Genomic DNA, 15,445 nt, shown 5'->3' with positions numbered 1-15,445 from the left:
ACCCCTCTCGAACAAGAGAACGGGCCCGGCGTCCGTCGACGCCGGGCCCGCACGGAGGCGACTACAGCGCCTTGGGCGCGCCCTCGTGGAACGGCTTGCCGTTCACCTCGGTGGACACGCCGACCTTGTCCAGGTACGGGGTGATGCCACCGGTGTGGAAGGGCCAGCCGGCGCCGGTGATCAGGCACAGGTCGATGTCGGCGGCCTCGGCCACCACGCCCTCGTCCAGCATGATCCGGATCTCCCGGGCCAGCGCGCGCAGCGCCCGGTCCAGGATCCGGCTCTCCTCGGAGGGCTCGTCCCCGCCGGAGAAGAGCTTCCTCACCTCGGGGTCGATGGTGAAGTCCGGGGCGAAGATGGCGGTCTTGCCCGCCTTGACGATCTCCCGAAGCTGGTCGGAGACCGCGAAGCGGTCCGGGAAGGCCTCGTGCAGGGTCTCGGACACGTGCAGCGCGACCGCCGGCCCCACCAGTTGCAGCAGCATCAGCGGCGACATCGGAAGACCCAGGGGCGCCACCGCGCGGTCGGCGACCTCGGGCTCGGTGCCCTCGCCGACGGCGCCGAGGACCTCGCCCATGAACAGGGTGAGCAGGCGGTTGACCACGAAGGCCGGGGCGTCCTTGCACAGGACCGCGGTCTTCTTCAACTTCCTGGCGGTGGCGAAGGCCGTGGCCAGCGCGGCGTCGTCGGTCTTCTCACCGCGGACGATCTCCAGCAGCGGCAGCACGGCGACCGGGTTGAAGAAGTGGAAGCCCACGACCCGCTCGGGGTGCTTCAACTCGGAGGCCATCTCGGTGATCGACAGCGAGGAGGTGTTGGTGGCCAGGACGGCCTCGGGGGAGACCACGGCCTCCACCTCGGCGAACACCTGCTTCTTGACCTCCATCTTCTCGAACACGGCCTCGATGACGAAGTCGGCGTCGGAGAAGGCGTCCTTGGTCAGGGAGCCGGTCACCTGGGCCTTGAGGCGGTTGGCCTTGTCACCGTTGATCCGGCCCTTGCCCAGGAGCTTGTCGATCTCGCCGTGCACGTAGGACACGCCCTTGTCCAGGCGCTCCTGGTCCAGGTCGGTCATGACCACCGGCACGTCCAGACGGCGGGCGAACAGCAGGGCCAGCTGACCGGCCATCAGCCCGGCGCCGACCACGCCCACCTTGGTGACCTTACGGGCCAGCGACTTGTCGGGAGCGCCGGCGGGCCGCTTGGCACGCTTTTGCACCAGGTCGAAGGCGTACAGACCCGCCTTGAGCTCGTCGCTCAGGATCAGGTCGGCCAGCGCCTCGTCCTCGGCGGCGAAGCCCTCGTCGCGGGTGCGGTTCTTGGCCTCGGCGACCAACTCGACCGCGCGGACCGGGGCCGGGGCGGCGCCGTGCAACTTGCCCTCGACGGTGAACCGGGCCATGTTGACAGCGTTGTCCCAGGCCTCGCCCTTGTCGACCTCGGGGCGCTCGACCGTGATCTCGCCCTTGACGACCTTGGCGGCCCAGCGCAGCGACTCCTCCACGAAGTCGGCGGGTTCGAAGAGGGCGTCGGCGATGCCCATCTCGAAGACCTGCCGACCCTTGATCACCTTGTTCTGGGCGAGCGGGTTGTCGATGATGATCTTCAGGGCCTTCTCGGCGCCGATCAGGTGGGGCAGCAGGTAGGTGCCGCCCCAACCGGGCACCAGGCCCAGGAAGGTCTCGGGCAGGGAGAAGGCGGGCACGCCCGAGGAGACGGTGCGGTAGGTGCAGTGCAGCGCCACCTCCACGCCGCCGCCCATGGCCGCGCCGTTGACCAGTGCGAAGGTCGGCACGTGCATCTCGCCGAGCTTGCGGAACACGTCGTGGCCCAGCTTGCCGATGGCGTGCGCCTGCTCGCGGTTCTGGATCGCCGGAACGCCGGTCAGGTCCGCGCCCACGGCGAAGATGAACGGCTTGCCGGTCACGGCCACGGCCACGATGTCGGTGCGTGCCCGGGCCGCCTCGATCGCCTCGTCCAGGCTCAACAGCCCGCCGGGGCCGAAGGTGTTGGGTTTGGTGTGGTCGTGCCCGTTGTCCAGGGTGATCAGGACCGCGGTGCCCGCACCGTAGGGGAGCTCCACGTCACGGGAGATCGCCTTGGTGACGACCTCGTCGCTGAACAGTTCCCGGGCCTGCTCGATCGCGCTGCTCACTTGCCCCCCTCGTATTCGGTGTTCTCCCACAGGACGGTTCCGCCCATGCCCATGCCCACGCACATGGTGGTCAGGCCGTAGCGGACGTCCGGCCGCTCGGCGAACTGGCGCGCGAGCTGCATCATCAGGCGCACGCCCGAGGAGGCCAGCGGGTGGCCCAGGGCGATGGCGCCGCCCCACGGGTTGACGCGGGGGTCGTCGTCGGCCAGGCCGAAGTGCTCCAGGAAGGCGAGCACCTGCACGGCGAAGGCCTCGTTGATCTCGATGAGGCCGATGTCGTCCATCGAGATGCCCTGGCGGGCGAACAGCTTCTCGGTGGCCGGCACCGGTCCCACGCCCATGACCTCGGGCTCCACCCCGGCGAAGGAGAAGTCGACCAGGCGCATCCGGGAGGTCAGGCCCAGCTCCCGGGCCACGTCCTCGGCCGCCAGGATGGCGCCGGTGGCACCGTCGTTGAGACCGGCGGCGTTGCCCGCGGTCACGTTCCCGTGCGCACGGAACGGGGTCTTCAGGCCGGCCAGCGTCTCCATGGTGGTGCCGGGCCGCGGGGGCTCGTCCTGGGTGGCCAGTCCGTAGCCCTTCTCCAGGGAGCGGACCAGGACCTCGACCAGGTCGGGCTGGATCTTGCCGTCGGCGTAGGCCTTGGCGACCTTCTCCTGGCTGCGTACCGCGTAGGCGTCGGCGCGCTCCTTGGTGATGGTCGGGTACCGGTCGTGCAGGTTCTCGGCGGTGTTGCCCATGACCAGCGCGGACGGGTCCACGAGCTTCTCGGAGAGGAAGCGCGGGTTGGGGTCGACCCCCTCGCCCATGGGGTGGCGGCCCATGTGCTCGACGCCTCCCGCGATCACCACGTCGTAGGCGCCGAAGGCGATGCCGGCGCCGGAGGTGGTGACGGCCGTGAGCGCGCCGGCGCACATGCGGTCGATGGCGTAGCCGGGGACGCTGCGGGGCAGCCCGGCGAGGATCGCGGCGCTACGCCCGATCGTCAGGCCCTGGTCGCCGATCTGGGTGGTGGCGGCGATGGCGACCTCGTCGATGCGCTCGGCCGGCAGGCCGGGGTTGCGGCGCATCAGTTCGCGGATCACGCGTACGACCAGGTCGTCGGCGCGTGTCTCGGCGTAGAGGCCCTTGCCAGACTTGCCGAACGGGGTACGGACCCCGTCGACAAACACGACATCGCGGGCAGTTCGCGACACGATGGCCCCCTCCTTCTCCAAGGGATGAATGGACTTGACACGTCCATGCTACTCGCCAGTAACAAGTAGTGCGAGCTGCGCCGCCGACGGTCTCGACCGAAGGGACGCAAGAACGCCCTCCGTCCACGACCGGCAGCGGCGAGGGGGAGTGGGGCCCGGACACGCGAAAGGCCGGGGACGCCCTCGCGTCCCCGGCCCAGGGCGCCGTGCGCCGCTCTACAACAGCGCGTTGGCCTCACGGTGACGGCCGGCCGCGTTGTAGGCCCCCGCCAGGTCGCGGCGCATCCGCAGGGTCAGGCGCCGCACCTCCGGGTCGCCGAAGGAGTTCATCGCCGCCCGGTAGGCGTCGCGCAGCACCTCCACGGCCTCGTCGATCCGGCCGGCCTGGGTGTAGGCGCGCCCCAGACGGTGGTGGACCGTCAACGTGTCCAGATGGCTCTTGCCAAGCCGGCGGCGCCTGCCGGCCAACACCATCCGCAGTTGCGCGATCGCGTCGTCGTAACGTCCGGACATGCTCTGTGCCGCGCTCAACCCCAACCGCAGGTCCTCGCGCTGCTCGGTGGAGGAGACGTCGTCGATGGCCCGCTCATAGTGCACCACGGCCGCGTCCAGACGTCCGCTGCGCCGGTAGCAGACGGCCAGGCGTATGCGCGCCTCGACGGTGTCCTCGTCGGCCGGGCCGAACTGGCGTTCGCGCTCGCGCAGCAGCACCTCCCACTGCTTCACGGCGTCCTCGGGGCGTCCGGCGTCCTCGTAGGCCCAGGCCAGGTTCTCGCGAATGATCTCGGTACGGGGATGCTCGTCCCCGAAGACCTCCACCGCCTCGGCCAGGGCCAGCTCGAACTGCTGCACGGCCGCCTGGCGACGACCCATCTGCGCGTACTTGGTCGCCAGGTTGTTGCGTGCGGTGATCGTGTCCGGATGCTCGGTCCCGAGCCGCTCCACCAGCGACCGCAGGGTCCGTTCGAGGGAGACCGCCCTCATCCCCGAGGTGGGCACGGGAACGGACGCTCCGTCCGGTTCGGCCGTCCTGGTCGCGGAAGCCTGGGCGATCGCCGTCTCGCCCCGTTCCTCCGACAGGGACAGCGGTTCGGTGATCGCGCCGCCCGCCGGTGTCGGGCTCGGAACGGGCACCTCGGTCGGCTGCTTCGCGGGATGTTCTTCACGCGAGGACGCAGGGGCGTCGGCCGAACGGGGCCTGACCGCACCCTTCAGCCCGGTCTCGCGCAGCAACGCGCGCCAGAACGACAGCACACTCACCACTTTCCCCTGATCACGCACCGCGGCTCGATGGCCCGCGGTGACAACACCCGTCGTACGAACACAGTGCCCCGGAACGCCAGGGCACATTTCTATAACTTAATCGGACAGAGCACTGCGGAACAGGTACCAACCCCCCTGGGGGGGTGGTGAGTTCAGTCACGCCTAGGTTGATTGTGTCATACGGGGGTAAAAATTACCCCTTCTCAGCCTCGTGCAGAGCGGTGGCCAAAGGCTCGGCGGTCAGGCGTATCTGCCACTCGCGGGCCCCGCGCTCCCGGAGGAAGGCCCCCACGGTGTCGGGGTCCACGTTCTTGGGCGGCGCCCACGCCAGGCGGCGTACCGCGTCCGGCAGCAGCAGGTTCTCGGTCGGCATCACGACGTCCTCGGCGATCCCCGCGACCGTGGCCTTGGCCGCCTCCAACCGAAGCGCCGCGTCCGGGGCCCTGTCGGACCACCGGTTCACCGGGGGAGGGCCGTCACCCGGGGCGTTGGGCCGAGGGAGGTCGGCCTGGGGCATGTCGCGGGTGCGGTTGATCGCCTTGATCCACGTGGTCAGGTAACGCCGTGCCAACTTGATGCCGAACTGGCGGATGTCGGCCAGCTCCGCGGTGGTGCGCGGCATGGTCGTGGCCGCCTCCACGATCGCCGCGTCCGGCAACACGCGGCCGGGTGAGATGTCCCGCTCCCGGGCTATGCGGTCACGCTCGTACCACAGCTCGCGGACCACGGCCAGGGCGCGCTGGTTGCGCACACGGTGCATACCCGAGGTACGGCGCCAGGGATCGGGTCGGGGCTCCTTCGGCGGTGCGGCCAGGACGGCCTCGAACTCCTCCCTGGCCCACTCCAGCTTGCCGGTCTCCTCCAGTTCGAGCTCCAGGGCGTCGCGCAACTCGACGAGGACCTCCACGTCCAGCGCGGCGTAGCGCAACCAGTCCTCGGGCAGGGGGCGCTGGGACCAGTCCACGGCCGAGTGCTCCTTGGCCAGCCGGATGTTCAGGACCCGCTCCACCATGAAACCCAGGCCGACCCGCGGGTAACCCAACAGTCGACCGGCCAGTTCGGTGTCGAAGAGACGTCGAGGGCGCAGGTTCAGTTCGTACAGACAGGGCAGGTCCTGGTGCGCCGCGTGCAGCACCACCTCGGCTCCGGCCACGGTCTCGCTCAGCTTGCCCAGGTCCTGGCAGGTGACGGGGTCGATCAACGCCGTCCCCGACCCCTCGCGGCGCAACTGCACCAGGTAGGCCCGCTGTCCGTACCGGTAACCGGAGGCACGTTCGGCGTCCATCGCCACGGGACCGCTGCCGGCAGAGAACGCGGAGGCCACACCGGCCAGCGCGTCGGGGTCGGAGGTGACCTCGGGCAGGCCCTCGCGCGGCTCCCGCAGCAGTGGGGCCCCTTCAGCGTCGTCCTTGCCTGCGTCGCGGGATTCTGTCTTGGAGTTCAACGCGTTCGCCACATCACTACGGTATGCGCTGTCGCCACCGAACACGGATCCGGACCGCGCCGGACCGACCCCGCGAAGGTCAGGGACGGGAGCGTTGCCTGCCGATGTCGGTGACGTCCTGAGGAGGTAGCCCCGCCGCGGAGGCCAGGAGAGCGGACCACGCGTTGACGTGTCCGGCCAGGTCGTCGGACTCCGGCGTCCACGAGGCGCGCATCTCCACCTCGGTGGTGGACCCCTGGTCGGCCTTGGTGCCGAAACCCTCGGTGGTGGCCCGGGTGACGGTGCCGCTGAGGGTGTGGTGGGCGGCGTCGTTGGCCTCCAAGGCGTCGGTCAGCCAACTCCAGGCCACCGGTCCGAGCAACGGATCGCTCGCGATCTCCGACTCCAGTTCGGAGTTGACCTGGCAGACCACACGGAACGGCCCCGGCCAGTCGCGGGTGTCCTCGGGATCGTAGAGCACGATGAGCCGCCCCCAGGCGACCTCCTCGCCCTGCACGGTCACCTCGGCCGAGACGGCGGCGGAGTGGGGAGCCAGCCGTTGGGGGGCGGGGATCTCCCGAACGGTGATCTCGGGGCGCAGGAGGGGAGAGCGCAGGGCCTCGACCGCTCGCCGGAACGTCTCGTTGGCGTCCTCGGCGTTACCGACATCGGGCATGGTGGAAACGTCAGCCTTCGTTCTGTGGTGATTCACGTCTGGGCGGGGATCGCCTGGGCATGCTCCGCCTCCCCGCCACAGGCACGATGGTGGGCACGCAGACGACCGTGGCACGAGTCACGCCGCCCTGGACGGAGTTCGCCCGGCGTGTCGGTGTTTTGTGATGATCTTGGGATCGCTCCGCCGTCGGGCACGGGGTTTCGGTGATCAGGGCCCGGTGGCGGCGGGGCGGCGGTGGAAGGCGGTGGAGCCGGCGATACGGCGATCCGAGTGGGAGCACCGGCGAGGGCATGGCACGATCGAAGGGTGACCCTGCAAGATTCTCCATTCCTTCGCGCCTGCCGGCGCCTTCCGGTGAGCCACACCCCGGTGTGGTTCATGCGCCAGGCCGGGCGCTCCCTGCCCGAGTACCGACGGGTCCGTGCCGACGTGCCGATGCTCGAAGCCTGCGCGCGCCCGGACATGATCACCGAGATCACGATGCAGCCGGTGCGCCGCTACGACGTCGACGCCGCGATCTTCTTCAGCGACATCGTCGTCCCGCTCAAGGCCATCGGCATCGACCTCGACATCAAGCCCGGGATCGGTCCCGTGGTGGCCGAACCCATCCGGGAGGCGGCCGGTGTCAAGCGACTGCGCGAGATCGAGCCCGACGATCTGCCCTACGTGACCGAGGCCGTGGGCCAGCTGGTCGGCGAGTTGGGTGACAAACCCCTGATCGGCTTCGCGGGCGCTCCCTTCACCCTGGCCTCCTACCTCATCGAGGGCGGCCCGTCCAAGAACCACGAACACACCAAGGCGATCATGTACGGCGAGCCCGAGCTGTGGGACGAGCTGATGCGTCGCCTCGCCACCATCGCGCTGGGCTTCCTGCGCACCCAGATCGAGGCCGGCGCCAGCGCCGTCCAGCTCTTCGACTCCTGGGTGGGCGCCTTGAGCGCCGAGGACTATCGGGCCTCGGTCCTGCCCTACTCCTCGTGGATCTTCGATCAGCTCGGCGAGTACGAGGTGCCGCGCATCCACTTCGGTGTGGGTACCGGAGAGTTGCTGGGCCTGCTCGGCGAGGCCGGTGCCGACGTGGTGGGCGTGGACTGGCGTGTGCCGTTGGACGAGGCGGCCCAACGCGTGCGACCGGGTGTCGCCCTCCAGGGCAACCTGGACCCGGCGACCCTGTTCGCCCCGTGGGAGGTCGTCGCCGAGCGCACCCGCGACATCCTTTCCCGAGCAGAGGCGGCCGAGGGGCACGTCTTCAACCTCGGGCACGGAGTGCTGCCGACCACCGACCCGGACATGCTCCAACGTCTCACCGAGTTCGTGCACGAGCAGAGCGCCCGCTGAGGCGGAACGGTCCGTACTCCATCACGGGCCTCACACGCCTCCCGCCCTCTCCGCGGTGCCCGACCCCGCAGCGGGGCCGGGCACCGCGCGGCTATCCCCGGTCCTCGGGAGCCTTCCTCCCGGCCCCCTCGGAGGGCACGGCCTTCCCGTTCCCCGTCTCCTCCTCGGTTTCGGGCCCGCCACGTCCGGACGGGGAGCCCTCGTGGGCGGGGCGTGCCCTCCTTCGCGCGCGGTACCACCACAGGGGTCCCGCGCCCAGCACGACGACGGTCACCACGAAGGGTGACAGCCAACCCGCGACCGCGGCGACACCCTCACCGAGGGCGACCAGGGCCCGCCAACCGCGTTCCAGTCCGCCCAGGAATCCGATCGGGTCGTTCGCGGGCTCCTCCACATACGTCTCCGGGGGGCTCAAGGTCAGGTGCACCGTCGAGTACGACGTCTGGTCGCGCAGCGTCTCCAGACGTGCCTGGAACGCCTCCAGTTCCGCTTGTCTGGTCTGGATCTCGTTCTCCACCCGTAGCAGGTCGTCGACGTTCTCGGCCTCCTCCAGATAGCCCCGCAGTGTCTCCAGAGCGGTCTCGGCCGACTCCACGCGGCTCTCGACGTCCGCGATCTCCTCGGTGACGTCCTCGACCGAACGCTCCAGGTTCGACCGGTCGCCCAGCTCGGCCAGGTCCTCCAACACCTCCTCGTAGCGTTCGCTCGGCACGCGCAACGTCAACGAACCCGCGGGCGTGCCGCCCCGGGGAGTGGAGAGGGTCTCGTGGGCGATGTAGCCGTCCGCGTCGATCGTCAGCCTCTTGGCCTGGTCGACCGCCTCCGTCACGTCCTCGACCCGGACCGTCATGTCGGCGGTGTGCACCAGTCGCCGATCCCCGACCTCCACCTCGGAGTCGACCGAGGCGCCGCCCTCCGGCCCGGACTCCCCGGTCCGCTCTCCGGCGGCGCCGTCCTCCGGAACGGCGTGGTACCCGGTCTGAGGGGAGTGGGCCGCCGGCTCGTCGGCCGCGGAGCCTTCGGACCGGAGGGAGGAACCACACGCCGTGGCCAGCAGAGCGGCCAGGGCCATGGAGGACACCACCCGGATGACGCGGTGGGGCGGGGGGAACGCTGTGGTGGACATGACCCTTCGACGCATGCGGGGCCGTGCCCGTTGTGCGCCGGTGGTAACGACCTCGCAACGGTGTCTTCCCCCGTCACGTCCCGTCCCGGAGGGCCCCATCCAGGACATCGGGCGCCCAGCGGGACGGTGGATCGCTGTGACCCGCGCCATCTGGGAAGCTGGAGACATGCCTGAAGCACCGCACGTCGTCGTGGTCGGAGGCGGGGTCTCCGGACTGACCGCCGCTCACCGCCTTGTCGGCCGGGGGTTCACCACCACCGTGGTGGAGACCGCCGACGTTCCCGGGGGGAAGTTGCGCGCCTCGCCGGTGGCGGGGGTCGACGTCGACGCGGGAGCCGAGGCGGTGCTGGCCCGACGGCCCGAGGCCGTCGACCTGTTCCGTGAGTTGGGTCTCGACGACCGTGTGGTCCATCCGGGCCCCGGAGGCGCCGCGGTCTACAGTCGCGGGCGCCTGCGCTCCCTGCCCAAGGGCCAGCTCATGGGCGTGCCCGGTGACCTGCGCGCCCTGGCGCGCAGCGGTGTGCTCTCCTGGGCCGGCACCCTGCGCGCGGGGTTGGACGTGGTGTCGCCGCGCACCCGTGTGGACGGGGACGTCTCCGTCGCCGCGTACGTGGGCTCCCGCATGGGACAGGAGGTCGTCGACCGCCTCGTGGAGCCGCTTCTGGGCGGTGTCTACGCGGGCCGGGCCGACCGACTCTCCCTCGACTCCACACTGCCCCAGATCGCTTCCATGGCCCGCCGCGACCGCTCCCTGCTGCTCGCCGTGCGCGCCGCCCTCGGAGGCGGGGGCGCGGCGCCCACCAAGCCCGGGCCGGTCTTCGCCTCCCTGCGGGGAGGTGTGGCCGGGCTCGTCGGTGAGCTCGCCGAGCGTCACTCCTCCAGCCTGCGCCTGGGTCGTCGAGTCCGTGGCCTGCAACGCCTTCCCGAGGGGTGGCGGGTCCACCTGGACGACGACGAGCGCATCTCCTGCGACGCCGTCCTTCTGGCCTGCCCCGCCTCGGAGGCCTCCCGGCTGCTCGCCGAACACGCCCCCGAGGCCTCACGCGAACTGGGGGGCGTGGAGTACGCCGACATGGCCCTGGTGACCATGGCCCTTCCCGCCTCCGCCTTCCCCGGACCGCTCGTCGGAAGCGGCTTCCTGGTCCCCGCGGGGGAGGGGCTCACCATCAAGGCCGCCACCTTCTCCAGTAACAAGTGGCCCTGGCTCGCCGAGGAGCTGGCCCGGGCCAACCCCGGCGACGAACTGGTGGTGTTGCGCTGCTCCATCGGTAGGTTCGGAGAGGACAGGATCCTCGAACGCTCCGACGAGGAGCTCACCCGCGTCGCCCTGCGCGACCTGGGCACGGTCACCGGTGTGTCCGGGACGCCCGTGCAGACCCGGGTCACCCGCTGGAACGGCGGGCTGCCGCAGTACGACGTCGGACACGCCGGCCTCGTCGAGCGCGTGCGCTCGGACGTCGCCCGTGTCCCGGGCCTGGGGGTGTGCGGCGCCGTCTACGGCGGTGTGGGCATTCCCGCCTGCATCGCCGACGCGGACCAGGAGGTCGCGCGCCTGGTCGACACCCTCAGGACGAACATCTCCACCTCCGGTGGCGACGACGCCGGAACGAACCAACAAGGAGTCAACCCGTGACGGACCAGCAGAACGAAGCCGCCGGCCAGGACGGCACCGATCTCAACGCGCTCATCCGCTACCCCATGTGGTCGGTCTTCAAGGTCGAGAGCCTGGAGGGGATCGACCGCGCCGCGGCGGCCGACGAGCTGACCACGCTCCTGGACAAGGCCGCGGAGCAGGGTGTGACCACCCGTGGCGGCTACGACGTCCAGGGACTGCGCGCCGACGCCGACATCATGTTCTGGTGGGTGGGGGACTCCCCCGACCGGGTCCAGGACGTGTACACGTCCTTCCGCCGCACCAGGATCGGCCGGCTCAGCACCCCGGTGTGGTCGGTCGTGGGACTGCACCGCCCCGCCGAGTTCAACCGCGGCCACGTACCCGCCTTCCTGGCGGGCGAGGAGCCCCGGGAGTACGTGTGCGTGTACCCGTTCGTACGCTCCTACGAGTGGTACCTGCTGCCCGACGACGAGCGCCGCGAGATGCTCGCCGAGCACGGTCGCATGGCCGCCCCCTACCCGGACGTGCGCGCCAACACCGTGTCCTCCTTCGGACTCAACGACTACGAGTGGATGCTCGCCTTCGAGGCCGACGAACTGCACCGCATCGTGGACCTGATGCGCCACCTGCGTGGCGCCAAGGCCCGCCTGCACACCCGTGAGGAGGTGCCCTTCTACACGGGCCGCCGCAAGAGCGTCGCCGAACTGGTCGACTCCCTGCCCTGAATCGGCTGACGGCCGTGCACGCGGCGGGGCCGAGCCCCTGAGAGAACACCGTCGGGTGCCCCCGAGGGATCCTCCCTCCGGGGGCACCCGACGTCGGTGGCGTCTCAGCCGCGCCGGGAGTCCCGGCGGGTCGCCAGGACGTAGAACGGGATCGTGACGATGAAGCCCAGGACGGCGGCGCTCATCAGGTAGATGAGCGTCTGACCGGCGGGCAGGCCCATGCCCCAGGCGGCCATGAGGGCGACCCCGACCGTCAGCAGGCTCAGAACCGCGTAGGCCTTACGGCCACGCGGTTTGGGGTACTCCATCCGGCTCACCATCAACCAGGAGATGAGCAGCACCGCCGTCACGCCCACGAGCAGAGGCGGGTCCAGCAGCACCACCGTGACCACGGCCATGGCCCCGAAGGGGCAGGGCAGCCCCGTGAAGTAGTTCGTGCCCGGCGCCTGTCGGGAGAAACGGGCCAGCCGCACGATGACCGCCAGGAGCACCGCGCCGCCGGCCGCCACGGGAAGCCCTCCCGCCTCCTGCATCCGCATGCCCCACAGGACGAAGAAGAACGCCGGGGCGAACCCGAAGCTGATCACGTCGGCCAGGTTGTCCAGTTCCGCGCCCATGCCGCTGCCGCCCAGTCTGCGGGCCACCCGGCCATCGAGCACGTCCAGCGCCGCGGCCACCAACAACAGGCCCACGACCGTGGCCATGGCCGTACGCGGCAGCGGGCCGACCGCGCCGGTCGCCGCATGCGCGGTCTGGGCCGCCACCAGCGCCCACACCGCCAGGAAACCGCACAGGGCGTTGCCGAGGGTCAGGTAGTCGGCCACCCCCAGACGAAGCCGGGGGGCACCCTCCTCCGAGGTCGTGGAGACGACCGCCTCGGTCGCCACCACCGTCTCAGTCGGCGTCAAGACGGGTTTCTCCGGCACGGACCTTCTGGCCGATCTCCACCGCCGGGGCGATACCGGCCGGAAGGTAGACATCGACCCTGGACCCGAACCGGATGAGCCCGATCCTCTCGCCTTGCTCGACCTTCTGCCCCGCAGCGAGATACGGGACGATACGCCTGACCATCGCGCCGGCGATTTGAACGACCGTGATCTCACCGATCTCGGTTTCAAGGGTCCAGATGACGCGTTCATTACGCTCGCTGTCCTTGTCGAATGCGGGGCGGAAACCGCCCGGGCGGTGCTCGACGCCCGTCACCACGCCGGCAAGGGGGGCGCGATTGACGTGAACGTTGAGGGGGTTCATGAACACCGCGACCCGGATGCGCCCGTCGGGCTGGGGGTCGAGGCTCTGGACGACGCCGTCGGCCGCGGACAGCACCCGCCCGGTCGCCGGTCCCCGCTCGGGGTCGCGGAAGAACCAGGTCATTCCCGCCGCCAGAGCGACGAGGGGGACGGCGAACGCGGTGCGGGCCCGGGACCCCCGGGCGGAAAGGACGGCGGCCCCGGCGGCGCCCAGCGCGGGCAACAGCCAGGGGGCCGAGCCCTGGGCCATACCCAGGCGCGGACGTGCCGGGGGTCGGTGGGAGGCGGATGAGGAAGGTGGGTCGTCGTTCATCGAGCGCTTTCGTCGCGGGTCTGTCGTTTCGCCCGCACACCGGTCGCCACGGTGAGGGGGTCGGTCCGGGGCCGTCACCGGATGGGCTGGCGGGTCGGCGCCTTCGCGCCGCGCCCCACGGGTCGGTGGGGGCCGGCCGTTGGTGCGCTGGATGTGATTATCCCTGATTCCCCCACGATCGGATCACGGCCGCGGAGAGCGCGCTCGGAACACGCGTCCGGCACCAGGATCGTACGACAACTACTCGGTGGGCTCCAGGGTCAGGGCCACGGAGTTGATGCAGTACCGGGCGTCCGTGGGTGTGGCGTATCCCTCGCCGTGGAAGACGTGGCCCAGGTGGGAATCGCAGGTGGCGCACCGCACCTCGGTCCGCACCATGCCCAGGGAACGGTCCTCGTGCAGGGTGACGGCGTCGGAGTCGGCGGGGTCGTAGAAGCTGGGCCACCCACAGTGGGAGTCGAACTTCTCGGCGGAGCGGAACAGTTCGACGCCACAACCCCGGCAACGGTAGACGCCGGTGGTCTTGGTGTCCACGTAGGCGCCCGTCCAAGGACGTTCGGTGGCCGCCTGTCGCAACACCGCGTACTCCTGGGCGTTGAGCCTTTCGCGCCACTCCTGGTCGGTGCGGGGAATGTCTTTGAGCCCCTCGCCGCTGTTCGGGGCCTTGTCCGCTGAGTCAGCCATACTCCCGACGCTACCCGCAATCGTGTCCGGATGCCGCCTCGCTCCCCGTCGTGACGCTGTGTCGGTTGTGGCGCGAAAGTCAGGTGAACCCCGCTCCGTGGTGACATACCCCTAACTTCGTCTTTGGCGACGTTCAGTGACGAAAGTGACGGGTACGGCTGTCATCAGGGTCAGTGGTCGAACGGTGCGCTAAGGCGGTGACATGGCCGTTACAGCTCAACAGGTACTCGGGGTGGGCAGGCGACCACTGCGCGTGGGAAGGGTCCGATACGGACTGTGGTGGATCGACCAGGCCACCACCGGAGCGAGGTCGTGGCCGCGGGTCGTGGCGGCCGAGGTGGGAGCCGTCGGCCGTGAGTTGCGCTGGGCCGCCGAGCTCAGTGTTCGCGCCACGGTCACGCGGATCGGTCTGGCCAGGCCGGAACCCTGGAGTGATCGCGGACTGCTGCTCCTCGCCACGGCGATCGCCGTGTGCTCGGTGGGACTGGCGGTCCTCCTGGGGTTCGGCATGGCGCGGTGGGCGATGACCGCGTCGGGCTTCCTGCCCTTCGTCGCCGTGGGTGCGCTGGTGGTGGGGGTCATGCTCCTGTTGCTCGTGTACCTGGTGTTCGCCTCCAGACGAGGCTGTCGCTGAGCCGACTCCGAGAGGGGGAGGGACGCCCCGGGCGTCCCTCCCCCTTCGCCGTCGTCGGGGCGGTCCTCCTCCGAAGGTCCGTGCGACCTCAGGCCTGGAAGTCGTAGCGCAGTACGTACGCCGAGCCGTCCATGGTGATCTCGTTGAACTCCACCGGCCGGTGCTCGGCGGTCAACGCGGTGCGCACGGCCTCCAACACCGGGGTGCCCGGGGCCAGCCGCAGTTCCTCGTTCTCTTCGGGGGTGGGCATGCGCACGCGGATCTCCTCGGTGAAGTGGGCCGGTGCCCGCCCCATCTCGGCCAGACGTGCGTAGATGCCCCCGGGGCCGGTGTCGTGCTCACGGATACGCCGGGCGGCCGCGGAGGCGCCGGCCTCCTCCAGGACGGCCAGGGGCAGGTAGGAGACCGAGGTCTGCACCGGCCTGCCGTCCACCAGGTAACGGCGTGAGCGCCGCAGCACGCCGGCACCCTCGGGCAGCCCCAGCGCGCGCGCCACGTGCTCGTCGGGAACGCTCTCCTCCACGAGCAGACGGTCCACCTCGTAGTCCCGGTCGTCGCCGTCGGTCTCCCAGATCGCGCGCCCGGCGCCCCACAGCTCCTTGGAGAGACGTCGGGCTCCATGCCTTCGCAGGGGCCGGAACAGACGTACGTAGATCCCCGAGCCGCGCACGGCCACGACCAGGCCCTCGTTGATCAGTACGGAGAGCGCCTGCCTCGCGGTCGCCCGTGCGACACCGTGGTGTTCCATGAGGGCGTTCTCCCCGGGCAGGCGGTCGCCGTCGGCGTACCGTCCGGAGCGGATCTGCTCGCGTAGTTCCTCGGCTATCTCGCGGTAGACCGGAGGGGATCCGTTTTCGGACGTCGGCACCACGTTCATCCTCTCGGCCGGGGGGCCAAGCCGGTAAGCCCCGTCGATATGGTGTGTCCCTTGCTCGATCCTGGTACTTCCAGTGGAGGGCACACTTCGGGTATGTCCGGTTACGGGACGGTTCATGCGTGACCGCGGGGTGACCGAAACCGACCGGTTACCGGCGTGTTCCCGGCAGC

The 15,445-nt window shown here is 70.4% G+C and carries 14 protein-coding genes; 4 read left to right on the top strand and 10 right to left on the bottom strand.

Annotated features, from left to right (window positions below):
- Window positions 1–61 precede the first annotated feature (61 nt).
- From PFX91_RS10360 to PFX91_RS10340, 5 genes are all read right to left on the bottom strand, one after another.
- The gene (locus PFX91_RS10360; RefSeq protein WP_285731227.1) at window positions 62–2,155 is read right to left on the bottom strand and encodes a 3-hydroxyacyl-CoA dehydrogenase NAD-binding domain-containing protein; all 2,094 of its coding nucleotides are present in this window, start codon (window positions 2,153–2,155) and stop codon (window positions 62–64) included.
- Complete coding sequence (locus PFX91_RS10355; protein ID WP_285731225.1) at window positions 2,152–3,351, bottom strand: thiolase family protein; 1,200 nt, start codon at window positions 3,349–3,351, stop codon at window positions 2,152–2,154. Before PFX91_RS10355 ends, PFX91_RS10360 begins: the two co-directional genes overlap by 4 nt.
- Before the next feature lie 216 nt (window positions 3,352–3,567).
- Window positions 3,568–4,605: a tetratricopeptide repeat protein gene (locus PFX91_RS10350; RefSeq protein ID WP_502888301.1), complete on the bottom strand. Its 1,038-nt coding sequence runs from the start codon at window positions 4,603–4,605 to the stop codon at window positions 3,568–3,570.
- Window positions 4,606–4,807: 202 nt separating this feature from the next.
- Window positions 4,808–6,070: a ribonuclease D gene (locus PFX91_RS10345; protein WP_285731224.1), complete on the bottom strand. Its 1,263-nt coding sequence runs from the start codon at window positions 6,068–6,070 to the stop codon at window positions 4,808–4,810.
- Window positions 6,071–6,137: 67 nt separating this feature from the next.
- Complete coding sequence (locus PFX91_RS10340) at window positions 6,138–6,713, bottom strand: DUF3000 domain-containing protein (protein WP_285731223.1); 576 nt, start codon at window positions 6,711–6,713, stop codon at window positions 6,138–6,140.
- Window positions 6,714–7,025: 312 nt separating this feature from the next.
- Between PFX91_RS10340 and hemE the strand changes: the two genes are divergently transcribed.
- Window positions 7,026–8,051 carry a uroporphyrinogen decarboxylase gene (gene hemE / locus PFX91_RS10335; RefSeq protein ID WP_285731355.1) on the top strand — a complete coding sequence of 342 codons (1,026 nt, stop codon included), beginning with the start codon at window positions 7,026–7,028 and terminating at the stop codon, window positions 8,049–8,051.
- A 91-nt stretch (window positions 8,052–8,142) separates the two neighbouring features.
- Here the strand turns inward: hemE and PFX91_RS10330 are convergent, their stop codons facing one another.
- Complete coding sequence (locus PFX91_RS10330; RefSeq protein WP_285731221.1) at window positions 8,143–9,177, bottom strand: DUF4349 domain-containing protein; 1,035 nt, start codon at window positions 9,175–9,177, stop codon at window positions 8,143–8,145.
- A gap of 166 nt (window positions 9,178–9,343) precedes the next feature.
- On the opposite strand from PFX91_RS10330, the gene hemG reads away from it, so the two are divergent.
- The gene (hemG, locus tag PFX91_RS10325) at window positions 9,344–10,810 is read left to right on the top strand and encodes a protoporphyrinogen oxidase (RefSeq protein WP_285731220.1); all 1,467 of its coding nucleotides are present in this window, start codon (window positions 9,344–9,346) and stop codon (window positions 10,808–10,810) included.
- Window positions 10,807–11,517, top strand: a complete 711-nt coding sequence (hemQ, locus tag PFX91_RS10320; protein WP_285731217.1) for a hydrogen peroxide-dependent heme synthase — start codon at window positions 10,807–10,809, stop codon at window positions 11,515–11,517. The genes hemG and hemQ overlap by 4 nt, the downstream gene beginning before the upstream one ends.
- A 104-nt stretch (window positions 11,518–11,621) precedes the next feature.
- Here hemQ and PFX91_RS10315 read toward each other — a convergent pair whose 3' ends face one another.
- The 3 genes from PFX91_RS10315 to msrB all read right to left on the bottom strand — a co-directional run bounded on the left by PFX91_RS10315 (window position 11,622) and on the right by msrB (window position 13,764).
- Entirely contained in the window at window positions 11,622–12,425 is an 804-nt protein-coding gene (locus PFX91_RS10315; RefSeq protein WP_285731216.1) for a CDP-alcohol phosphatidyltransferase family protein, read from the bottom strand.
- Window positions 12,412–13,080 (bottom strand): phosphatidylserine decarboxylase, encoded by a 669-nt coding sequence (locus PFX91_RS10310; protein ID WP_285731215.1) that lies wholly within the window; start codon window positions 13,078–13,080, stop codon window positions 12,412–12,414. The genes PFX91_RS10315 and PFX91_RS10310 overlap by 14 nt, the downstream gene beginning before the upstream one ends.
- Window positions 13,081–13,320: 240 nt before the next feature.
- Window positions 13,321–13,764 (bottom strand): peptide-methionine (R)-S-oxide reductase MsrB, encoded by a 444-nt coding sequence (gene msrB, locus PFX91_RS10305; protein WP_285731213.1) that lies wholly within the window; start codon window positions 13,762–13,764, stop codon window positions 13,321–13,323.
- Between the two features lie 202 nt (window positions 13,765–13,966).
- On the opposite strand from msrB, the gene PFX91_RS10300 reads away from it, so the two are divergent.
- Complete coding sequence (locus PFX91_RS10300; protein WP_285731212.1) at window positions 13,967–14,398, top strand: hypothetical protein; 432 nt, start codon at window positions 13,967–13,969, stop codon at window positions 14,396–14,398.
- Between the two features lie 88 nt (window positions 14,399–14,486).
- On the opposite strand, the gene PFX91_RS10295 is transcribed toward PFX91_RS10300, so the two are convergent.
- Window positions 14,487–15,275: a GntR family transcriptional regulator gene (locus tag PFX91_RS10295; RefSeq protein WP_285731210.1), complete on the bottom strand. Its 789-nt coding sequence runs from the start codon at window positions 15,273–15,275 to the stop codon at window positions 14,487–14,489.
- Window positions 15,276–15,445 lie beyond the last annotated feature (170 nt).

Source organism: Nocardiopsis sp. ATB16-24 (genome assembly GCF_030271535.1).
GTDB lineage: Bacteria > Actinomycetota > Actinomycetes > Streptosporangiales > Streptosporangiaceae > Nocardiopsis.
The sequence above is the reverse complement of the archived record's forward strand: the minus strand, read 5'-3'. Positions and strand labels throughout refer to the sequence as shown.